At 35.5% G+C, this 23426-nt stretch carries 24 protein-coding genes; 2 read left to right on the top strand and 22 right to left on the bottom strand.

Features of this window, described 5'->3' with window-relative positions; translation table 11 throughout:
* Positions 1-35: 35 nt before the first annotated feature.
* Both BST91_RS01985 and BST91_RS01980 read right to left on the bottom strand, forming a co-directional pair.
* Positions 36-1130: a BT_3928 family protein gene (locus BST91_RS01985; protein WP_085774283.1), complete on the bottom strand. Its 1095-nt coding sequence runs from the start codon at positions 1128-1130 to the stop codon at positions 36-38.
* A gap of 72 nt (positions 1131-1202) precedes the next feature.
* Positions 1203-2354 (bottom strand): THUMP domain-containing class I SAM-dependent RNA methyltransferase, encoded by a 1152-nt coding sequence (locus BST91_RS01980; RefSeq protein ID WP_042278952.1) that lies wholly within the window; start codon positions 2352-2354, stop codon positions 1203-1205.
* 44 nt (positions 2355-2398) lie between these two features.
* Between BST91_RS01980 and BST91_RS01975 the strand changes: the two genes are divergently transcribed.
* Both BST91_RS01975 and BST91_RS01970 read left to right on the top strand, forming a co-directional pair.
* Positions 2399-3157, top strand: a complete 759-nt coding sequence (locus BST91_RS01975; RefSeq protein ID WP_085774282.1) for an SAM-dependent methyltransferase — start codon at positions 2399-2401, stop codon at positions 3155-3157.
* A gap of 78 nt (positions 3158-3235) precedes the next feature.
* The gene (locus BST91_RS01970; protein ID WP_085774281.1) at positions 3236-4663 is read left to right on the top strand and encodes an SDR family oxidoreductase; all 1428 of its coding nucleotides are present in this window, start codon (positions 3236-3238) and stop codon (positions 4661-4663) included.
* 121 nt (positions 4664-4784) lie between these two features.
* Here the strand turns inward: BST91_RS01970 and ctlX are convergent, their stop codons facing one another.
* The 20 genes from ctlX to rpsH all read right to left on the bottom strand — a co-directional run bounded on the left by ctlX (position 4785) and on the right by rpsH (position 23422).
* A complete protein-coding gene (gene ctlX, locus BST91_RS01965; protein ID WP_085774280.1) occupies positions 4785-5711 on the bottom strand; it encodes a citrulline utilization hydrolase CtlX in 927 nt (308 codons plus the stop codon).
* Positions 5712-5773: 62 nt separating this feature from the next.
* Complete coding sequence (locus BST91_RS01960; RefSeq protein ID WP_085774279.1) at positions 5774-6694, bottom strand: dimethylarginine dimethylaminohydrolase family protein; 921 nt, start codon at positions 6692-6694, stop codon at positions 5774-5776.
* A 190-nt stretch (positions 6695-6884) separates the two neighbouring features.
* Entirely contained in the window at positions 6885-8171 is a 1287-nt protein-coding gene (locus tag BST91_RS01955; RefSeq protein ID WP_042278945.1) for a citrate synthase, read from the bottom strand.
* A gap of 194 nt (positions 8172-8365) precedes the next feature.
* Positions 8366-13609, bottom strand: coding sequence for a reprolysin-like metallopeptidase (locus BST91_RS01950; RefSeq protein ID WP_085774278.1), 5244 nt, complete (start codon positions 13607-13609; stop codon positions 8366-8368).
* Between the two features lie 178 nt (positions 13610-13787).
* Positions 13788-15074: a phosphopyruvate hydratase gene (gene eno, locus BST91_RS01945; RefSeq protein WP_042278944.1), complete on the bottom strand. Its 1287-nt coding sequence runs from the start codon at positions 15072-15074 to the stop codon at positions 13788-13790.
* Positions 15071-16189 carry a glutamine-hydrolyzing carbamoyl-phosphate synthase small subunit gene (gene carA, locus BST91_RS01940; RefSeq protein WP_042278942.1) on the bottom strand — a complete coding sequence of 373 codons (1119 nt, stop codon included), beginning with the start codon at positions 16187-16189 and terminating at the stop codon, positions 15071-15073. Before carA ends, eno begins: the two co-directional genes overlap by 4 nt.
* A gap of 87 nt (positions 16190-16276) precedes the next feature.
* Positions 16277-16738 (bottom strand): 50S ribosomal protein L17, encoded by a 462-nt coding sequence (gene rplQ / locus BST91_RS01935; RefSeq protein WP_042278939.1) that lies wholly within the window; start codon positions 16736-16738, stop codon positions 16277-16279.
* Between the two features lie 28 nt (positions 16739-16766).
* On the bottom strand, positions 16767-17759 hold the full coding sequence (locus BST91_RS01930; RefSeq protein ID WP_060523005.1) for a DNA-directed RNA polymerase subunit alpha: 993 nt from the start codon (positions 17757-17759) through the stop codon (positions 16767-16769).
* Between the two features lie 22 nt (positions 17760-17781).
* Positions 17782-18387 carry a 30S ribosomal protein S4 gene (gene rpsD, locus BST91_RS01925; RefSeq protein ID WP_042278934.1) on the bottom strand — a complete coding sequence of 202 codons (606 nt, stop codon included), beginning with the start codon at positions 18385-18387 and terminating at the stop codon, positions 17782-17784.
* Between the two features lie 71 nt (positions 18388-18458).
* The gene (gene rpsK / locus BST91_RS01920) at positions 18459-18848 is read right to left on the bottom strand and encodes a 30S ribosomal protein S11 (protein WP_042278932.1); all 390 of its coding nucleotides are present in this window, start codon (positions 18846-18848) and stop codon (positions 18459-18461) included.
* Positions 18849-18860: 12 nt separating this feature from the next.
* Positions 18861-19235, bottom strand: coding sequence for a 30S ribosomal protein S13 (gene rpsM, locus BST91_RS01915; RefSeq protein WP_042278930.1), 375 nt, complete (start codon positions 19233-19235; stop codon positions 18861-18863).
* Between the two features lie 3 nt (positions 19236-19238).
* Positions 19239-19355, bottom strand: a complete 117-nt coding sequence (gene ykgO, locus BST91_RS01910) for a type B 50S ribosomal protein L36 (protein ID WP_042278928.1) — start codon at positions 19353-19355, stop codon at positions 19239-19241.
* A gap of 2 nt (positions 19356-19357) precedes the next feature.
* Positions 19358-19573: a translation initiation factor IF-1 gene (gene infA, locus BST91_RS01905; protein ID WP_011710675.1), complete on the bottom strand. Its 216-nt coding sequence runs from the start codon at positions 19571-19573 to the stop codon at positions 19358-19360.
* Positions 19573-20904 (bottom strand): preprotein translocase subunit SecY, encoded by a 1332-nt coding sequence (gene secY, locus BST91_RS01900; RefSeq protein ID WP_060523006.1) that lies wholly within the window; start codon positions 20902-20904, stop codon positions 19573-19575. The genes infA and secY overlap by 1 nt, the downstream gene beginning before the upstream one ends.
* A 9-nt stretch (positions 20905-20913) precedes the next feature.
* Positions 20914-21366, bottom strand: a complete 453-nt coding sequence (rplO, locus tag BST91_RS01895) for a 50S ribosomal protein L15 (protein ID WP_085774277.1) — start codon at positions 21364-21366, stop codon at positions 20914-20916.
* A gap of 10 nt (positions 21367-21376) precedes the next feature.
* On the bottom strand, positions 21377-21556 hold the full coding sequence (rpmD, locus tag BST91_RS01890) for a 50S ribosomal protein L30 (protein ID WP_042278921.1): 180 nt from the start codon (positions 21554-21556) through the stop codon (positions 21377-21379).
* A gap of 11 nt (positions 21557-21567) precedes the next feature.
* Positions 21568-22092: a 30S ribosomal protein S5 gene (rpsE, locus tag BST91_RS01885; RefSeq protein WP_042278919.1), complete on the bottom strand. Its 525-nt coding sequence runs from the start codon at positions 22090-22092 to the stop codon at positions 21568-21570.
* Positions 22093-22111: 19 nt separating this feature from the next.
* A complete protein-coding gene (gene rplR / locus BST91_RS01880; RefSeq protein WP_042278917.1) occupies positions 22112-22459 on the bottom strand; it encodes a 50S ribosomal protein L18 in 348 nt (115 codons plus the stop codon).
* Positions 22460-22471: 12 nt separating this feature from the next.
* Positions 22472-23014 (bottom strand): 50S ribosomal protein L6, encoded by a 543-nt coding sequence (rplF, locus tag BST91_RS01875; RefSeq protein WP_042278915.1) that lies wholly within the window; start codon positions 23012-23014, stop codon positions 22472-22474.
* 9 nt (positions 23015-23023) lie between these two features.
* Positions 23024-23422 carry a 30S ribosomal protein S8 gene (rpsH, locus tag BST91_RS01870; RefSeq protein ID WP_042278913.1) on the bottom strand — a complete coding sequence of 133 codons (399 nt, stop codon included), beginning with the start codon at positions 23420-23422 and terminating at the stop codon, positions 23024-23026.
* Positions 23423-23426: the final 4 nt, after the last annotated feature.

Below are 23426 nucleotides of genomic sequence, written 5' to 3'. Positions count from 1 at the left end.
GAATGCATATCCTAGTTTTTTTAAAAGGTAACTTATCATAATTCTAATGACTCTAGATCATTCCAGTGAGATTTTGCAGTTATAATACCTCTATCTACAAGAATAACACCAGGTACTGATCGTACTATGGTTTTTAAAGCAGTTTCATCGGCAGTATAAAAAGTAGTTGAAAATTCATGTTTATTCATCACAATTTTCACATCATCCATACTAGATGCCGTAAGACCTATAACCTCATAACCAGCAGTCTCTGCCCTATCTATAAATTTATTCAATTTATTTAATCCTTCAACCTCTGCTTTGTTTAGGTTATAAGTGATGATCATCGCAACTTTAGGTTTGGTTAAAAAGTCACTAGTAAAATCTTCACCATTTTCATCCTCAATTTTAAAATCGTGAATTGGTGGTTCGTAACCTTTTTCAACCAGTTCCGTTTCATATCTAACTAATTCTCCATAGCCGCTAGGATAATCACCATTGGTAGTCACGACTTTCTCTGCACCATCGACATTAAAATACCATTTATATTCATAAACATCAGGTCTTGTAGGGTCTTCCTTCATGGCTTCTACCATATTGGTACCTACTTTATAAGCTCTAAAATCTAGAACCGGCAAGTGCATTAAAACGTAGTAAGCCAGAGCAAAACAACCAATAGTAGCGAGTAAAGTGATTATGCTTGATTTCGCTTTCGCGAAAGCGCTATACCAATAATCCTGTTTCACAAACAACACTATTATCATAATGAGTAAGATAACGTCCTTTGTAAATGATTCCCATGGTGTTAACGGAATAGCATCACCAAAACAACCGCAATCTGTCACTTTATTGAAGTAAGCGCTATAAAACGTGAGAAACGTAAAAAACACAATCATTAAAAGTAAAGACCATGCTGTAAACTTTTTTTGAAAACCTAAAAGAAGCATTACTCCAAGAACCACTTCAAAAATCACCACAAATATGGCTATAGGAAGTGCAAGTGGCTGTAAAAATTCAAGACCTAGAACCGCCGCACTGAAATATTCATCTAATTTATAACTGAACCCTAACGGATCGTTCAATTTTACAAGACCACTAAAGATGAATAATATTCCTACAAAAATTTGAAATATTCTAGCTATTATTTTCATGAAACAATGTTTGTTTCAAATATAACTAGCCTAGTTGTGGTAAAAAATATCTTGTTTAATTTTAGTATAAAATTATTGCAACTTGTGAATCTTTTTTGTCCCACGGTACATTTCATATTTAACTAATCTGGCATCTAGTTTACCATTATACAATTTGATTTTACGTGAAGGACGCAACCCAACATGTTTAATCGCCTCTAGATTTCCTGTGATGATCCAGGCTGTACTACCTTGGTAACGTTGTTTGAGCGTGTCACCTATTTGTTTATAAAACGTATCAATCTCAATACCTATACGTTCATCATAGGGTGGATTAAAAAGTAAGAAAGCTTTGGCTGTTTGATTATCTCTAAAAAAGTCTCCTTTTTCCAGTGATATGAAATCTTCAAGATTGGCATTTTTTACATTGTCCTTAGCTTTTTGAAGGGTATAGCCGTCGGCATCACGAGCTATAATTTTACCATCAAATTCACGCATTTTTTTAAGGCAGCTATCTTGGATTTTTTCAAAAAGGGCATTGTCATAATCCTTCCATTTTTCAAAACCGAATTCCATTCGATTAAGATTAGGAGCAATATTTGCGGCTATCATTGCCGCTTCTATAGCAATGGTACCGCTACCACACATAGGATCAATAAAAGTAGATCGTTGATCCCAATCACTTAATAAAATAATTCCTGCTGCAAGAGCTTCATTAATAGGTGCAATATTTGTTTTATCTCGATAGCCACGTTTGTACAAGGGCTCACCACTGGAGTCAATAGAAACATCTACCCGTTGATCGTTAATGTGCACGGATACTCTTAAATCTGGATGTTTGGTATCCACGTTTGGCCTAGTACCAGTTTTCCTACGAAATTGATCTACAATCGCATCTTTTGTTTTTAAAGCTACATACTGGCTATGATTAAAATATCTGGAGGCTATTGTGCCGTGAACAGAAATACTATCATCTTCATTAATATATTGAGACCAATCATGTTGATAGATACCGTCATACAAATCAACCTCATTACGAGCTTTGAAACTGTATACAGGTTTAAGAATACGAATAGCAGTACGCAACATCATGTTTGCCTTGTACATAAACCCTAAATCACCCGAGAATTGAACCATGCGCACACCTCGTTTAATATCCATTGCACCCAGCTGGCGTAATTCTTTCTCTAGAACTTCTTCCAGTCCAAAGAGTGTTTTGGCGATCATCTTAAAATTTTGGGACATCCTTAGGTATTTTAGCCTGCAAAATTACGCTATTTTTGCCGCCTATGAGAGCACAGAAACAAGAGTGGTACGCAAGCTGGTTTAACACGCCCTATTATCACATACTTTATGGTGATCGAGATTATGAAGAAGCAGGTGCTTTTATGAATAACCTAACCACTGCTCTTTCATTACAAGCAGATAGTCACATTATGGATCTTGCCTGTGGTCGTGGTCGTCACAGTTTGTTCCTTAACAAATTAGGATTCAAAGTTACTGGAGTTGATTTAAGTGAAAACAGTATTGACTTTGCTCGCAAACAATTAGAGCAAGATGCATCAGTAGATAGTAGTCGTATAACGTTTGACGTTCACAATATGACCTTGCCCTATCATGATAAATTTGATGCGATATTTAATTTATTTACCAGTTTTGGGTATTTTGATGAAGAACAGGATAACTTAAACACCATCAAATCGATAAAGAAAAATTTGAAAGATGGTGCCTATGCAGTCATTGACTTTATGAATGTACCTCATGTACTCAGGCATTTAGTTATTTCAAATTCCAAAACCATTCAAGGCATCACATTTCATATGAACCGACGTTTTGAAAACGGGTTTATCTATAAAGATATTGAGTTTACAGATGGTGGTAATAAGTACCATTTCACAGAAAGAGTGAGCGCATTGATGCTATCAGATTTTCAAAAATATTTTGATCAAGCTGGTCTTGAACTAATAGACATTTATGGTGATTATCAACTCCATCAATATGATAAGTTCAACAGTTCTAGACTTATCATGATTTTGAGAAAACAATAGCTCCTAATTTCTTGACATTCTTGCTCTTTAACATCTTTACTAGAGAGAATTTCCCTTGCGTAATATAACTTTAGCAATATGAAAGTGTTACTTACAGGCGCAAACGGTTACATAGGAGTGCGATTACTCTATGAGCTTCTTAAACAGGATCATGATGTGGTTTGTGCTGTGCGTAGCGCAAATAGACTTTCAGTACCTGAAGAAATCAAGGAACAAATACGTATTATCGAAGTAGATTTTCTCAAACCTGAGAAAAGTGATGCAATCCCAAAAGATATAGATGCTGCGTACTATCTAATTCATTCTATGACATCAAACACAGAAAATTTTGATGACCTAGAAGCTAGTAGTGCTCAAAATTTTCTCGAGGCTATTCACCCAACAAACTGTCAACAGATTATCTATTTATCAGGTATTGTTAATGAAGATAAACTGAGTAAACATCTGCTTTCGCGAAAGCGTGTAGAAGATATTCTTTACACTAGCAACATACCCGTGACTGTTTTAAGAGCTGGTATCATTGTAGGTAGTGGTAGTTCTTCTTTTGAAATCATAAGAGATCTATGTGAAAAATTACCAGTAATGATTACACCAAAATGGGTAAATACAAAAACACATCCTATCGCTATAAGAAATGTAATGAGTTACTTGACCTGTGTTTTGGGATGTGTAGAATGTTATAACAATAGTTACGATATAGGAGGAAAAGATATTCTTACCTATAAGGAAATGATGCTACAATATGCACAAAAACGCAAATTGAAAATATTCATTTTTACAGTGCCCGTGATGACACCTACTTTAAGCAGTTATTGGCTTTATTTTGTAACGAGTACATCTTATAAACTTGCTCAAAATTTAGTCAAGAGTATGACAATTGAAGTAGTTGCAAGACCAAACAATCTAGCAGAAAAATTCAACATTCAACTATTTACCTATAAAGAAGCTCTTGACATGGCATTTGCTAAAATTGAACAAAGTCAGGTAGTTAGTAGCTGGAAAGACAGCATGGTAAGTGGAAGATTCAAAAAGAATTTAAATAAATACAAGCAAGTTCCTAAATACGGTTGTTTGAAGGATGAACAAACTCACAAAACCGATAACGCCACTAAAGCTCTTGAACGTATTTGGAGTATAGGTGGAAAAAACGGTTATTACTACGCTACTTTCTTGTGGAAAATTAGAGGACTTGTAGACAAACTTTTTGGTGGTGTAGGGTTGCGTAGAGGACGTACTAATCCAGATAAGATTTATCCTGGAGATTCCTTAGACTTTTGGAGAGTTCTTGTCGCAGACAAGGATGAAAAACGTCTCCTATTATTTGCTGAAATGAAAGTTCCTGGTGAAGCCTGGTTGGAATTTGAAATTGATGAAAATAACATAGTGCATCAAACAGCTACCTTTAGACCAAAAGGTATTTGGGGTAGACTTTACTGGTACAGTATGCTACCCTTTCATTATTTCATATTTGCAGGAATGATCAAGCATATAGCAACTGGCAAATAATAACTTCAAACTACCGAGTACTCAACAGGTAGAAAATTCCTGACTTAAAGTAATAACCAGTTTAGAATTTATGCTAGGTGGTTATAAATATTAGACTTACAACCACCTGGAAAAATTTAATTTATTTAGGTAAGAAAACTTCGGCCATCATACAACGTACTGATCCACCGCCTAAGGTTTCTATAGTTTCAATAGAAGGATGTAAAATCTCATTATACGATTTCAGTTTTGTAATTTGAGATTCAGTAAGTGATGAATAAGCTTGATCACTCATTACAAGAAACCTTTCACCACTAGCATTATGAACTTGCATCATATTACCAGCAAAAGATTCTACTTGCTGCTCTGAAATGGTAATAACCTCTTTCCCATCTTCTTTGAGATGTTTAAGAACATTCTTACGCTCCTTTTTATCATCGATACAATCTAAACATATCACACAGTAATTCTCTCCTAGTGCCATCATTACATTGGTATGATAAATAGGCAATCGTTTACCGTCTACACTTTGATAGGCAGTAAAAATGACAGGTGTGTACTCAAAATCCTCGCAGAATTCAATAAGCAAATCCTCATCTGCTCTAGGTGAAATACTACAGTAAGCCTTACGATTTACACGATCTAACAACAAACTACCGGTACCTTCTAAAAACAGATCTTCCTCTTCGGCAGCAGTGTAGTCAACAACGTTTTGTATTGTAAAACCACTTTCTTCCAAACGATTAAGAACTTCTGGTCGTCGTTCTAATCGTCGATTTTCGGCAAACATAGGGTACAGTGCAATATCACCATTTTCATGTGTTGAAATCCAGTTATTTGGAAAAATAGAATCTGGAGTATCATATTTAGGATCATCGCTTATTTCAATTACTGTAATACCTTTTGATCTTAATAATGCTACAAAGCCATCAAATTCATTTTGTGCTTTCTCATTTTGGTTCTCTACTTGGACCTCATCATCTTGATAATAATTATTAACAGCGGTTTGTTCATTTAGTCTAAATTGAACAGGTCGTATCATGAAAACTGTGTCGGTAATTTGTCTCATTCTATTGTTTATTGTCTCAAACTGCTGGTGTAGCAGTTTTCGCGAAAGCGAACTAATTAAAATTAATCTCTAATTAAAGGAAGTGTTGAACACCTTAACAACCCTTCTTGTTTTGCTATTTCGGCATAGGGAACCTCTTCTACAATTATACCGTGACTGCGCAACCAGGCGTTTAGTCTTGTGAAATTTCGTTCAGAAATGACTACATCAGGAGCTATTGAAAAAATATTAGAATTCATATTGTACATTTCCTCCTTGTCAATCTCAAAACAATTCTTTTTCCCAAATAAATCTATTAGGAATTGGTATTCTGATTCTTCCAGAAACCCATTACGGTGAATGATGCATTTATCGTTACCGACTGGCTGAAAACAACAATCTAGGTGCAATGCGTTTTCCTTAGGATCTGTATTATGTTTTCTAAGATTAAAACTCACTACTTTTTTATTAGGAAATTGCTCTTTCATCCAATTAACAGCAGCGGTATTTGTGCGAGCAGTTATGTAGCTGGAATAGTCAGCTCCTCTATAAGTTCCTACAAATATATAGTCGTTATGAACCATAACATCACCACCTTCAATATGACATTGTTCTGGTGGCGTAAGTATGTTTTCAGGATTGATTTTGTCTAAAACATATTTAATAGCGTTGAGTTCTTGATCACGATCTGGTAGAATGTTTGCTTTAATAAATACATTATCAATAACAAAACCTATATCTCTAGTAAAAATCTGATTGTAATCTTCAATTACATGAGGCCGATAAACCTCAACATCATATTTATCAAAGACTTGTGCAACAGCTTCCATCTCTTTTTCCATATCCTCATTCTTTGGATATGTACCGGCAATTAGGTGCTCTCTAGACTTTGGGTCATAAGCTTCTTCTATTGTGGGAGCAGGACCGTTACTAGATGCAGATCCTAAAACTACAGCCCTTAATCTTGATGTCTCGTTTGGTACGTACAGGTTCAATTTATCCATGTGGCAAAAATAATGGTTTAAACTAGGAAATAGAGAACTAAAACGATTGAGAATTTAGATCCTTAACATCCTTTTTTACCAACTTATATGAGTGATACTTATAAACTACCTAGCTTTATACAAACATGAGTGAGTAAAAAGAAAAAACCCAGCTTAGTAAGCTGGGTTTCTTTACTTGTTATAAGATTTTTTAGCGATTTGAAATATCTACAAAATCTCTTTTTGTTTCACCTATATAAACCTGACGTGGTCTACCGATCGGTTCTTTACGAGCTCTCATTTCTTTCCATTGTGCAATCCATCCAGGTAATCTACCTAAGGCAAACATCACTGTAAACATTTCTACAGGGATACCCATAGCACGATAAATTATTCCTGAATAAAAATCTACGTTAGGATATAATTTTCTATCTACGAAATAAGGATCTTCTAGAGCCTCTTTTTCAAGACCTTTCGCTATTTCCAAAATAGGATCTTCTACTCCTAAATCACTCAACACCTCATCGGCCGCTTTTTTGATAATACGTGCACGAGGATCAAAGTTTTTATAAACTCTATGTCCGAATCCCATTAAACGGAATGGATCTTCTTTATCCTTAGCTTTGGCCATGTATTTTTTAGTATCTCCACCATCTTCTTTGATAGCTTCAAGCATTTCAAGCACTGCTTGATTTGCACCACCGTGAAGTGGTCCCCAAAGAGCACTAATGCCTGCTGAGATACTTGCAAATAGACCAGCATGAGATGAACCTACAATACGAACTGTACTTGTAGAACAGTTTTGCTCATGATCTGCATGTAGGATTAATAATTTATCAAGTGCGTTTACAACTGTAGGGTTAAGCTCATAATCAGAACTAGCTTTTTTGAACATCATCTTAAGGATGTTTTCCACATATCCTAAGTTATCATCACCGTAATCTAATGGCTGTCCATTTTTCTTACGTAGAGCCCAAGCTACCAGTACAGGAAACTTACCTAATAACTTCACAATAGCTTTATACATATCTTCATCGCTATCTACATTTACTGAAGAAGGATTAAATGCTATTAATGCACTTGTTAATGAAGATAATACACCCATAGGATGAGCAGACTTTGGAAAACCGTCAAGGATTTTCTTTACGTCTTCATCTACATGAGACTCTGCTTTAATATCAGCATAAAACTTATCTAACTGTTCTTTAGTTGGTAACTCACCAAAAATAAGTAGATATGCAACTTCTAGGAAATCGGCCTTTTCAGCAAGATCTTCAATTGAATAACCTCTGTATCTAAGTATACCTTCTTCACCATTTAAGAAAGTAATAGCACTCTCACAGCTTCCAGTATTCTTGTAACCAGGATCGATAGTGGTAACTCCACCAGTAGCTCCTCTTAGGGCTTTAATATCAATTGCTCTCTCGTTTTCTGTACCAGTGATGATAGGAAACTCATACTTCTCACCATCAATTTCTAATATTGCTTTATCTGACATTGTTTTATTGTGATTTTATGCCTACGAAAATACGGCAGGAAACTCATATTTAATACTCAATTTAAAAGAGATTGATAGAGTTTATAAAAAATTTAAGTAAAAACATAAACGTTCTTGAAAACGATGTAGTAAAAATGAACATAAATTAAAAGAGCGGTTAATAACCGCTCTTTAATACTGTAATTTGTTAACTACTATTCCTTCACCAACTTAGTGGCATAGGAGCCTAATTGGGAATCGATTGTCAGAATGTAGGTGCCAGAAGCTAATGAGCCTAAGTTGATACTTGAAATATCCCTGCCTAATCCATCTTTAGACAAAACAGCTTGCCCTAGCATATTGGTCACGTTTATTGATAAACTTTCTTGTTTCAGTATACTAGTTAATTCGATATTTAAAATGTCTTTGACTGGATTTGGATATAGGGATATCATTCCATCCAACGAAACATCTCCATTACTTAAAGTTACAGTTTCAAATTCAATATTGAACCTATTAGGGTTTTGAGATTGAACATTGCTATCTATATTAAAGTTAACATTATTAATTCCAGATTGCAGTGGAGTTCTTGACATTAAATAATTATCTACTAATACTGGTTGAACCTGATCTAGTTGCTGAATTTCAATTGAGAAAGTATAATCAGTTCCTCTTTGATTAAGGAAAGACAATGGATATACATTTCCAATTTGGGCACTGTTGTTTTTAGCAATTGCCAATGATTGACCAGCAACTATAATTCCTAAGGTTTCATCCTGATTAGTAAACTTGATTGCATCTTCGGCTGTTACGTTGTCATCAAAACTTGAATCAAACAGCATAATAGACTCATCAAGTAATTGCTGTGTATTAGAGTTAAGTAACTCTATTCTTACAAACGAACTAGTTGAAGAAGACCTGAAAACGTTAGAAAGATCTTCATTGACTGCTTTATGAGATTCTTTAAATGCTATATTACTTGGACCAGTAGCTAGCATAAAAATAGATTGACCTGGTCTTATTTTACTAGATGCATTACTTGATGGGATCACAAAATCTGAAGGACCAGAAACATCTACAGTCGAGTATCCACCACGGGCATTTAGGTTAGTATCCCAAACATAAACGAAATTAGGATTAATACCTGTTGTTCCTGTTTCAGCTATAAGATCCCTAACATCCACAATAGCTTGATATGGATTTGCAATCATAAGAAACTCTCCATTTGAAGTAGGGAAAGCTTGATTAAAATCTCCTATTTGAAGTTGACCTTCACTTACCAAAGTCGTTATCGTTGCTGGTGATGTATTTGAAGACAAATCTACAGAACGATCGCCGCGCACTAGTAAACGGAATGCCTTACCTATTTCTAACTGGTTGCTTAAGGTATTATCTTCTGCTACCCAAGCTTGATTCGTATTGTCAAAATAGAACATATTACTATTACCGGTAGATGTTGCGTCCAATCCATTGGCTCCACTTGTATTACCTGTAATATGCGTACCGATATTACTTTCAGACACTCCACCATTCTGGTAATTATTGTAAATTCCATTAGAAGTATTTACAGAACTAGCCATAAACCTAAATGCTCTTCTTGCAGGAAAATAATTTTCCACGGTAACGTTACCAGTAAAAATAGCTTGATTTGCATTATCCAACTGCCCTACCCTAGTCGCATCATTCTTGAATGTAAGGTTACCATTTGTAGTAATTGAGGAATTATTCGGATTCAAAACGTTATAAATATTCACGTTTGAATTCAAAAGAACTCCTGTAGTGTTTTGTACGGTCATATCATATAAATTAACATCACCTGAGCCACTTATAGTTTGTAAATTGGAAGAAGACATTTCGAGATTTCCGTTTGTTAAACCGGTTAAATTACCGTCAATTAACATATCTCCAGAAACTAATAAGTTATCAGCTAATTCTAGAGTTCCTCCTGATTGTACTGTTAAGTCTTTAATTTGTCCTGCTGCGCTCAAAGTTGCACTTCCATCTATAACAACGGCATTTAAAGACAAGGTTTCTAAATTAGGTTGAAAAGGACTCCAAGCTCCACCAGAGTATATTAAAGTAGGTTCACTGATTTCAATATTAAATACTTTCCCTTCAAGTACGGCTTGATCTGGAGTACGAGCTATGAAACCAAAACTATCATTATAAACAAGTTCCGTTGAAGTGTGCTCATAACTTATACGATCCTGATTGATATCTGACTGGGTAAACGTATCTCCTAAATTTAAGGCAGATCCTAATAGCAATATTCTTCCATGTTCTGGAATCGAAGTTATTACATAAGTCATATTAGCATTAGTAGTACCTGATTTTTGGGTACGCAATAACGTGTTTGAAATAATCGAAGTAGCGTTATAACCTAAAGTAAGTAAGTTATTTCGATTATTATCAATATCATTTACGTACTGCAATCTTCCACAAACAGTAACAGAGAATTCATTAAAGGTACCTCCTTGACTATCTGCTTCTCGGTCTGTAGCTAGTAAAACCCATTCACCTTGAGCACTACTACCGTTAAATCTTGAAAATGCTTGACCAGGAGTACGTACTCCTGTAATAGCACCTGTATATCCTGGATTACAACCAAAAGCTTCAGTACCCGAGTCGCTTACTGTGAGGTCAAAATTTCTTCCGGCTGCACATTCTCTATTGTAAACTTCAGAGAATCTTCCAGTAGGACTGCTTAACTGCATTTTTAAGTCTCCCGTATCACTATGAGTAGCATTCATATAAAAGGAAACCTGAGTTATCTCAATATCATCAGTTACTTGCACTCGCGCACTCACAGCATTATTACTATTAGTATTCCAAATGTTGTCATTATTTTCATAATACTCACTACCTATTCCTCCTGTTCCTCCATAAGTATTACAAACATCTTGAGCTGTTTGAAATGCAGAAATAGAATTTGCTGTACCTGTAGTACAATCATTAGATGGTGTTATCCTCCAAAAGTAGATTTTACTACTTTCTAATAAGGTCGGTTGGTATTGAGTAACATTAAATACTGCTGCCGATTCTACCACCGTAGAAAAATCAGATTGTTCAGAAATTTCAACTAAATAACCCGATGCACTTTCTAAATCGTCCCATACCAGTAAAGGATTAGCAACTTGATTACCAGCACCATTTATTGGAGAAGTCAAATTTACCTGTCCAACATTACCATCAAAAATCTTAAGAACCATCGGTTGAACTATTGTAGCAGAACTCGTAGTAGTAATTAGATCAAATTCATACCTTCCTGCATCTACACCAGCAGTATTAGATATTGTAGCTTGAATAGTTCCAGTTGCACTAGTTGATGCTGGAGTAAAGTTAACATTAAGATTTGCCGGCAAATTATTGGTAGAAAAAGTTGCAGTTTCGCTAAATCCTGGCGCAGGAACGTAATCAAATGAAAAAACTGCATCACTTGGAGAACATGAGGAAACTGTATCATTTGCCAAGTTCAATTCAAAAGTACCTTCTTTAATTTCAAAATTCTGATTAGATATATCAAAGAAATAATTATCAACAGCTTCTATCATGATTCTTGCCTGAGTGGTTTTAACACCAGTCGGAATATTCACTATTTGGGAACCATCATTATTTACATTAGAAGCTAATGTTATAGGATAGGTATAACCACCATCAGTTGATAAGAGAATATTTACTTGAGTAGCATAAGTTGTATTATTTGTACCTGCTTCATTCCATGTAATATTGACATTTTCGCCTTCATACCACAATTCTGATCCCGTGTTTGGTGAAGAAACACTAAACGCTGCAGAGGCTCCAACTGTAAGGGTAACACCTGCAAAATCTGATTGACCTCCATTAATGTTATTATCCCTAATCGTACAAAAGAATCTCATCTCTCGTTGTACATTTGGCAGTGTTTCCCATGTAGGATCAACATTATTTACTAAGTCATTTAGATTAGGAAAATATCTAGTCGGGCTTGTAGTTGGAAATAATGTTCTAAACACAGGTCCCCTATTGTTAGACGAAAGCGGTGGTTGTGTAGCTCCCGTATAACCGCCTGCATTATATCCGTTATCAAGTTGTTCCCAGTTATAAGTATAAGTTTCTCCAGGATCTGGAGCTTGTGTAGAAATCCCGGTTAATTTGAAAGGAGTGTTTCTAGGTATTGTTTTGTTAGTTAAAGAAACTGAATTAGGTGCGCTAGCGTTTAATCCATTTAAATCTTGTTCCAATTCACATGTATCAGAGCCTAATTCATTATGCATTTGAAATAAACTAATCAAATGAAAATATGCATCTGAATTATCTTGTACATTAGGCGCACAAATTCCAGCATAACCCATAATAGTAGAAGCACTTCCAGTTTCAACAGGTGCAGAAGATGGACTACCACCGAAACACCCGTTATAAAATGTGTGAGAAGCACCAAATTGGTGTCCAATCTCATGGCTCACATAATCAATATCAAAAGGGTCAAATTCTGGAGTAACGATACCCGTTACACCTTGGGCTTTACTTCCGCTACATCTTACAGCACTTGCTATTCCACCACCACCAGTTGAAAATACATGGCCTATATCATAAGCTGTACTTCCGATTCTTGAATTAATCGCATTAGTATTTGCCCCAATCATTTGACCACCACTATAATTATCATATGGGTCAGTACCAGCATTTGTAAAAACAATTGCAGAATTATTAGCTACTAATGTAAATCTGATAGACATTTCTTGTTCAAAAACGGAGTTCACCCTTGTCAAGGTCACCGCGATACCAGCAAGAGCATCAGCAACTGCATCACCGTTCCCAGCATTACCATCATCATGGTATGCAGTATATTCACCTGTTGCAGCAATCGCAATTCTATAAGTTCTAAAAACTCTATCTCTAAAAGCTTTTGAAATAGTAGAGGATTCAAAAGCATCAATAGTTTCCTTGCTTAAGGTATCTTCTACATGACAATCGAAAACTTCCTGATCAGATCTAGTTAGATTGTTACGATCATAAATCATAACAATATTAGGAGTCGATTTAGAGTAAGGATCAATATAAGTAATTTTTTCACCTCTTATAACACCATGAAAACCTTTAGAGGTTATAGTAAAGTATATTACATTTTTCGGGTTATCAATGCCTTTTCCTATAAATGATTGAATATTGGGATACTGGTTGGCAAATCCTTTAGATAATGAACCTGAATTAAAAACTTCGAAACTTTCAAATTTACCTTCTGACACTGGTAAATCGACAATTATTCCATTTCTGCCATCAAATCGATCTGGAGCACTAGTTAAATATTGAGAAAGAATGGAAGCATCTACTTGAATTAAGTCAAACTTTAACGGCTTTATAGGCCTGTCTTGTTCACTTATTACGGGCAATTCACTAGTGTCAATTGATTGCCACATGGAGCTTTGAGCACTTAATGTAAATGAAATAAGTAAACATAATAGGGATAATAGTCTTTTCATTTTGATAATTTAGAATGCCGCAATAAACAATAGAAAATGTTAAAAACACGTTTTTAATCGTAAAAAATGACTTTTTGAAGTCTAAACATGTATTTCATCGATAGTGTTAAACAAAAAAAACCATCCCGTGTGGGATGGTTATGATAATCTCGCTTTCGCGAAAGCGTACTAACTCAAATTAAATTTGAAAAGCTTTTTTTCCTGGGTAATAAGCATTTTCAGCTAACTCCTCTTCAATTCTCAATAACTGATTGTATTTTGCCATACGATCAGATCTCGAAGCAGAACCTGTCTTAATTTGACCAGTTGTTAAAGCAACAGCAAGATCAGCAATAGTGTTATCCTCAGTTTCTCCCGACCTGTGAGACATAACAGAAGTATAACCAGCTTTATGAGCCATGTTAACCGCAGCTATTGTCTCCGTAAGAGTACCTATTTGATTTACTTTGATTAAAATGGAATTTGCGATGTGATTCTCAATACCTCTAGAAAGTCTTTCAACGTTTGTTACAAATAAATCATCACCTACTAATTGAACTTTATCACCTGCTTTCTCGGTCAATGATTTCCAACCATCCCAATCATTTTCATCCATACCATCTTCTATCGAGATTATAGGATACTTATTGGCAAGATCTGCGAGGTAAGAAGCCTGTTCTTCACTTGAACGTTTAACACCTTTATCTCCTTCGAATTTAGTATAATCATACATACCATCTACATAAAACTCTGCCGCTGCACAATCCAAAGCTATCATTATTTGTTCTCCTGGAGTGTAACCCGCATTTTTGATTGCAAGTAGTATAGTCTCTAGAGCATCTTCAGTACCTTCAAGAGCAGGAGCAAAACCACCTTCATCGCCTACGGCTGTACTCAAATTTCTATCATGTAACACTTTTTTAAGGTGATGAAAAATCTCAGTCCCCATTTGTAGTGCGTGTGAAAAACTTTCTGCGACCACAGGCATGATCATAAATTCCTGAAAAGCAATAGGAGCATCACTATGAGAACCTCCATTTATTATATTCATCATAGGAACAGGAAGAGTTGAAGCACTCATTCCTCCAATGTACTTATATAGAGGCTGATTAAGTTCTGCTGCTGCAGCCTTGGCACATGCTAATGAAACACCAAGAATTGCATTTGCACCTAATTTTGCTTTATTAGGAGTTCCGTCAAGATCTATCATAGCTTGATCAATAGAAGCCTGATCAAAAACAGAAGCTCCAAGCAACTCTTCTGATATAATTGTGTTTACGTTATTAACTGCTTTTCCTACACCTTTACCCATATAAGAAGATCCTCCATCTCTAAGCTCAACAGCCTCGTGTTCACCCGTTGATGCACCAGATGGAACTGCAGCTCTTCCTATTACTCCATTTGAAGTAATAACATCTACTTCAACTGTAGGATTACCTCTCGAATCAAAAATTTGTCTTGCGTGTATATTAATTATTGTACTCATGCTACTTTTTCTTTATTGGTTTTTATAAGGTGGATAAATTCGTCGAACAAATAGGTTGCATCGTTAGGTCCCGGTCCTGCTTCTGGATGATATTGTACACTAAAGCAAGGTTTCGATTTTATTCTCATACCTGCAACTGTATCATCATTAAGATGTACGTGGGTAATTTCTATATCATCATGACGCTCTGCTTGTTCTTTATTGATTGCAAATCCATGATTCTGAGAAGTTATTTCGCCTTTTCCAGTTAAGAGGTTTTTAATTGGATGATTTATTCCTCTATGACCATTATGCATTTTATAAGTCTCTATGTTATGCGCCAAGGCGATTATTTGATGACCTAAGCAAATACCAAATAATGGCATACTAGAATTTAATATTTCCCTAGCTGTTGCTATTACGGTTTCAAGTGGTTCTGGGTCACCAGGTCCATTTGAGATAAAATATCCATCAGGATTAAATGCCTTTAATTCTTCAAATGGTGTATTAAATGGAAAAACTTTAATGTAAACGTCACGACTGGCAAGATTTTTAAGAATGTTAGTTTTAACTCCTAAATCTAATGCCGCTACCTTATATTGTGCATCAGGATTGCCGTAGTAATAAGCTTCATTTGTAGAAACTTTACTAGCAAGCTCAAGCCCTTTCATACTTGGAACTTTGGAAAGTTGTTCCTTTAATGCTTCTATATCATCTACAGCGGTTGAAATAATGGCATTTTGAGCACCATTATCTCTTATATGGGATACAAGTGCTCGAGTATCCACATCACACAAAATAACAAGATTTTGTTCTTGTAAATGTTTAAGTAAATCTGAAGTTGCAGCAGGACGACTGTGAATCGCAGAAAAATTTTTACAAACTAAGCCCGAAATTTTTATACTGTTTGATTCAGAATCATCATTCACAACACCATAGTTACCAATATGAGCATTAGTTGTAACCATTATCTGTCCAAAGTAGGAAGGATCTGTAAAAATTTCTTGATAACCTGTTGTACCTGTATTGAAGCAAATCTCACCAGTGGCAGTACCACCGTCACCTATTGCTTTGCCATAAAAGACAGTCCCATCTGATAGAACCACAACTGCGTCCTTTTTCTCTAAATAAGCCATTAATTAAAAGTTTGGTAAAATTAATTATAAAAAAAGGACTGATGAAACATTCATCAGTCCTTTATTGTTATTTACATAAAAAAGAATTTATTCTTCTTCATTAGTAGTTGTTGTGTCAACAGCTGCTTTACTTGAGCGACTTCTTCTACTACGTCTGGTTGTTTTCTTAGAAGCACCTGTTTGGTAAACCTCGTTGAAATCAACTAACTCGATCATTGCCATATCAGCATTATCACCTAAACGATTACCTAGTTTGATAATTCTAGTATAACCACCTGGACGATCACCCACTTTGACAGCAACTTCTCTGAAAAGTTGAGTAACTGCTTCCTTACTACGTAATTTAGAAAATGTAAGACGTCTATTATGTGTAGTGTCTTCTTTACTCTTAGTTATAATAGGCTCAACAAATTGTTTTAAAGCCTTTGCCTTAGCAAGTGTTGTATTAATACGTTTATGTTCAATCAATGAACAAGCCATATTTGAAAGCATAGCTTTTCTGTGAGCTGACTTTCTGCTAAGATTGTTTATTTTGTTTCCGTGTCTCATTTTATTGTAATTCTATAACCAGTTACTACTAGTCACGGTCTAATTTATATTTACTTAAATCCATACCAAAGTTCAAACCTTTAGTATTAACTAACTCTTCTAATTCAGTTAAAGACTTTTTACCAAAGTTTCTAAACTTCATTAAATCGTTTTTGTTATATGAAACTAAATCACCTAAAGTTTCTACTTCTGCAGCTTTAAGACAATTTAATGCACGTACAGATAACTCCATATCAACCAGTTTAGTTTTAAGAAGTTGTCTCATGTGAAGACTTTCTTCATCATAAGTTTCTGTTTGCGCTATTTCATCTGCTTCAAGTGTAATTCTTTCATCGCTGAATAACATGAAGTGATGGATTAACGTCTTAGCAGCCTCAGTAAGGGCTAATTTAGGATGAATACTACCATCTGTTTGAATTTCAAAAACCAATTTTTCATAATCCGTTTTTTGTTCAACACGGTAATTTTCAATACTATACTTAACGTTCTTGATAGGAGTAAATATAGAATCAATTGCGATTGTACCTATAGGTGCAGAAGGATTTTTATTCTCCTCAGCAGGAACATAACCTCTACCTTTTTCAATAGTGATTTCTAGATTTAAATTCACTGAAGGGTCTGTGTTACAAATAACCAATTCAGGATTTAAAACTTGAAAACCAGAGATGTACTTTTGCATATCACCAGCAGTAAATTGCTCTTTACCACCAAATGAAATATTTACTACCTCACTATCTACTTCGTCGATTTGTCTTCTAAAACGGGCTTGTTTGAAATTAAGCACCATTTCGGTAACATCCTCAACTACACCTTCTATAGTAGAAAATTCATGATCTACACCTTCTATGCGTATAGAAGTAATTGCGAAACCTTCTAAAGAAGACAACAAAACTCTACGCAAGGCATTACCAACAGTCAATCCATAACCTGGCTCCAACGGTCTGAACTCGAATTTACCCTCGAAATCAGTAGAGTCGATCATGATTACTTTATCAGGCTTCTGAAAATTTAAAATTGCCATAGTCGTTAGGAATTGTTGGTTATTATTTAGAGTAAAGCTCTACGATTAATTGTTCTTTTATGTTTTCCGGAATCTGGATACGCTCAGGAACCGAAACAAAAGAACCAGACATAGTTGCTTTATTGAATGTAACGAAATCATATACATGCTCATTAGAAGAAAGAGCATCATCAATAGATTGTAATGATTTAGACTTTTCACGAACAGCAACTTCGTCACCAGCTTTTAACTGATAAGATGGTATATTAACTAACTTACCGTTAACTGTAATGTGTCTATGCGAAACTAACTGACGAGCTCCTCGTCTAGATCTTGCAAGACCCATACGATACACCACGTTATCTAAACGAGATTCACAAAGTTGAAGTAAAACTTCACCTGTAATACCAGTACTTCTTACAGCCTTTTCAAACATTAAACGAAACTGCTTTTCAAGCACACCATAGGTGTATTTAGCTTTTTGCTTCTCCTTTAATTGAACTGCATATTCTGATTCTTTTCCACGGCGTCTATTATTACCGTGCATTCCTGGAGGATAATTTTTCTTTTCCAGGGCTTTACTAGGGCCAAAAATTGGTTCTCTAAATCTTCTAGCAATTTTTGCCTTAGGACCTCTATATCTTGCCATTTAATATAAATTTAATGTGGGATGCTATGAATTCAGGTCAATATCCTTCGATAGCGTTAATAATTCCCTTGTTATACTCTTCTACGTTTTGGTGGACGACAACCATTGTGTGGTAATGGAGTAACATCAATAATTTCAGTTACTTCAATACCGGCATTATGGATACTACGAATTGCACTTTCTCTCCCATTTCCAGGACCTTTAACATAAGCTTTTACCTTACGCAAACCAGCTTCGTGAGCAACTTTAGACGCATCCTCAGCAGCTAACTGCGCTGCATATGGAGTGTTTTTCTTTGATCCACGGAAACCCATTTTTCCAGCAGATGACCAAGAAATAACTTCACCCTTTTTATTTGTTAAAGAGATAAGAATATTATTGAAAGATGAAGAAATGTGAGCTTCTCCGTGACTATCAACAATTACCTTACGTTTCTTTGTTACAGTTTTAGACTTTGCCATTTGACTTAATTATTATTTAGTTGCTTTCTTTTTATTTGCAACGGTCTTACGCTTACCTTTACGAGTTCTCGAGTTATTCTTAGTTCTCTGACCTCTTAGTGGTAAACCACTACGATGACGAATACCGCGATAACACCCAATATCCATTAGACGCTTAATGTTAAGCTGAGTTTCGGAACGAAGTTCACCTTCTATAGTGAATTCTCCAACAGCGGCACGAATTTTACTGATTTCATCATCATTCCAATCGTTAACTTTCTTATCTAAACCAACACCTGTTGAGATAAGAATTTCTTTAGCACGACTTCTACCTACACCATATATGTAAGTTAATGCTACTTCACCACGTTTATTTTTAGGTATATCTACCCCTGCAATTCTAGCCATAGCTTAACCTTGTCTTTGTTTAAATTTTGGATTTTTTTTGTTGATGACATACAAACGACCTTTACGACGTACAATTTTGCAGTCAGCACTTCTTTTCTTAAGTGACGCTCTTACTTTCATAATTAGTATCTATAAGTGATCCTTGCTTTCGTTAAATCGTAAGGACTCATTTCAAGTTTTACTTTATCTCCAGGTAATAATTTAATATAGTGCATGCGCATTTTACCTGAAATATGCGCTGTAACAACATGACCATTTTCTAGCTCAACACGAAACATTGCATTCGATAAAGCCTCGATAATAGTACCATCTTGTTCAATTGCTGCTTGTTTAGCCATTATGCTACTGCTTTTCTATTTTTACCAGTTTTAATCAAACTATCATAATGTTTATTCAACAAATAAGCATTAATCTGCTGCATTGTATCTATAGCTACACCGACCATAATCAATAATGACGTTCCACCATAAAACAGAGCCCATGCCTGAGTAACACCAAATAGTGAAACGATGGCAGGGAATATTGCAACAGCCGCCAAAAATACGGAACCTGGAAGAGTTATCAAAGACATTATTTCATCTAAATAATCAGCTGTTTCTGTACCAGGACGAATTCCAGGAATAAAACCGTTACTTCTTTTCAAATTATCCGCCATCTCATTGGTTTTAACCGTAATTGCTGTATAGAAATAAGTGAAAATAATGATTAACAGTGCAAAGACCAAATTATACCAAAAACCAAATATATCACCAAAAGCATTACCTACTTCCTTGGCCCAACCAGCTTCAAGATTACCGATAGCTGCAGGGACAAACATAATAGCTTGAGCAAAAATAATAGGCATAACACCTGAAGCATTAAGCTTAAGCGGAATGTATTCTCTTGCACCACCGACTACCTTTTCATAACTACCAGTCGCGGATCTTCTTGCATATTGCACCGGTATTTTTCTTACTGCCATCACTAACATAATACATGCTAGAATTACCAATAACCAAATCACCACTTCAATAATAATAACAAACAATCCACCAGTTCCATTATATCTTGAGGTAATTTCCTGAATAAATGCCTGTGGTAATGTAGCAATGATTCCAACCATTATAAGTAACGATATACCGTTACCTATACCTTTATCAGTTATTTTCTCACCTAACCACATAGCAAAAATACATCCAGTAACTAGGATAATTGTACTAATAGTAATGAAACCTGCACCTCTACCGTCTATGAATGCATCTTGAGGAACACCTAAAGTTTCTAAGGTCAGCAAGTATGTAGGAGCTTGAATTACACAAATACCTATTGTCAACCATCGTGTTATCTGATTAATTTTTCTACGACCAGACTCACCTTCCTTCTGTAATTTTTGAAGATACGGAATAGCTAATCCCATAAGCTGAACGACAATGCTAGCTGAGATGTACGGCATAATCCCTAAGGCAAAAACTGAGGCATTAGCAAAAGCTCCACCTGTGAAGGCATTTAAAATACCACCTATTCCAGTATCAAAATTATCAGCAAAACCACCAAGTTTCGTAGAATCAATACCTGGAAGCACTACTTGCGCTCCAAAACGATAAACAAGAAGAAGGCTTAAAGTCATAAGAATACGATCTTTAAGCTCTTCTATTTTCCAAATATTTTTAAGAGTATCTATAAACTTCATGTGGATAGATTAAATTGTTACTGCTTCACCACCAGTTTTAGTAATAGCTTCTTGAGCCGACGCAGTAAACTTATGAGCGGTAACTTTAACTTTAGCAGAAAGCTCTCCTCTACCCAATACCTTAATTAAATCATTCTTTCCTGCTAGACCTTGGTTTACGAAATCCTCGAAAGAAATATCCGAACCAAAACGATTAGCATCAACATAACTTTGGATGGTATCAAGATTAATTCCAACATATTCCTTACGATTTATGTTAGTAAAACCAAATTTAGGAACACGGCGTTGTAAAGGCATTTGCCCTCCTTCAAAACCAATTTTCTTAGAATAACCTGAACGTGATTTAGCTCCTTTATGACCTCTAGTAGAAGTACCACCTTTACCAGTACCCTGACCACGACCTATAATTTTACCAGCCTTTTTAGCTGCACCTTCAGCAGGTTTGATATTATGTAATTTCATCCTAATTTTTTTAAATGTTCTCGACTGTAATCAAATGAGAAACAGTTCTTATCATTCCTTGGATAACCGAATTATCATCGTGTTCAACAACCTGATTCATCTTTCTTAAACCAAGTGCCTCTAAAGTCTTTTTCTGGTTCGCCGTACGATTAATCGCACTTTTTACCTTTTTTATTCTCAACTTTGCCATCACTAAATCTATTATCCGTTAAACACTTTATCTAAAGAAACTCCTCTTTGCTTAGCAATTGTAGCAGCACTTCTCAATTGAAGTAAAGCGTCAAAAGTTGCTTTTACCACGTTATGTGGATTAGAAGATCCCTGATTCTTACTTAAAACATCGTGTACTCCAACTGACTCAAGGACTGCACGAATAGCTCCACCAGCAATCACCCCAGTACCAGTAGATGCAGGCATAAGTAAAACTCTCGCTCCACCAAATTTACCCTTTTGCTCATGTGGAATAGTACCATTTTGAAGAGGAATTCTTACCAAATTCTTTTTAGCATCCTCAACAGCTTTGGATATCGCTTCAGAAACCTCTTTAGACTTACCTAACCCATGACCGACTACACCATTTTCATCACCTACCACAACGATAGCAGAAAATCCAAATGCACGACCACCTTTAGTCACTTTAGTTACACGTTGAACACCTACCAAACGATCCTTTAATTCAAGTCCACCTGGTTTAACAGTTTCTACGTTTTTATATTTTTGATACATAATTTAATGTAATATGTGATTAAAATTGTAGTCCTCCTTCTCTAGCTCCTTCTGCTAATGAAAGTACTCTACCATGATATAAATAACCTCCACGATCAAAAGAAACCTTACTTACACCAGCAGCTTTTGCTTTCTCAGCAACCTTAACACCAACTTGTTTCGCTAGGTCCATTTTTGGAGCTTTTGCATCAAGTTCTCTAGATGAAGCGGAAGCTATAGTTACACCATCTACATCATTAATAACTTGAGCATAAATTTCTTTATTACTTCTATAAACAGATAATCTAGGTCTTTCGGCAGTACCAGAAACTGTTCTTCTTATTCTCTTACGTATTTTTAATCTACGTTGTTCTTTTGAAAATGCCATTATATCTGTTTATTATGCTGATTTACCAGCTTTTCTTCTTAAAATCTCACCAACAAACTTAACACCCTTACCTTTATACGGTTCAGGTTTTCTAAATGATCGGATTTTAGCTGCTACCTGACCAACTAATTGCTTATCGTGCGAAGTAAGTTTAACTATTGGGTTTTTACCCTTTTCAGAAATTGTTTCCACTTTCACTTCCGGAGCAATGTCCAATACAATATTATGAGAAAAACCTAAAGCTAAATCTAGCTTTTGTCCCTGATTACTCGCTCTATAACCAACACCTACTAGTTCCAGCTGTTTAGTCCAACCCTCATTAACTCCTTGAACCATGTTTTGAACCAAAGCACGATATAAACCATGCTTAGCTCTGTGATCCTTTGAATCAGAAGGACGAGAAATCAATACTTGATTTTCTTCAATTTTAACCTCAACATCTGAAAATTTTTGAGATAAAGATCCCAATTTACCTTCCACATGAATGAAGTCGTCCTCAACCCTTACGGTAACACCTGCAGGAATCGCTACAGGACTTTTTCCTATTCTTGACATATTAATATATTAATAAACGTAACAAAGCACTTCCCCACCAACATTCTCTGAACGAGCCTGCTTATCAGTCATCACACCTTTAGATGTTGAAACGATAGCCACGCCTAAACCGTTCAAAATTCTTGGCAACTCTTTTGCACCAGCATACTTACGAAGACCTGGCTTACTAAGTCTTTGTAAATCCTTTATAACTGGTTCATTAGTTGACTTGTCATATTTCAAAGCTATCTTGATTACATCTTGGGCAGGAGCCTCAATAATTTTATAACTTAAAATATAACCTTGATCGAAAAGAATTTTAGTAATTTCTTTTTTAACATTAGAAGCTGGTATTTCAACAACTCTATGGTTAGCTCTTACCGCGTTTCTAATACGTGTAAGATAATCTGCTATTGGATCTGTATTCATAACT

Source organism: Nonlabens tegetincola (assembly GCF_002117085.1).
Taxonomy (GTDB): Bacteria; Bacteroidota; Bacteroidia; order Flavobacteriales; family Flavobacteriaceae; genus Nonlabens; species Nonlabens tegetincola.
Note: the sequence above shows the minus strand (reverse complement) of the source record. Positions and strands in the feature narration are given on the sequence as shown.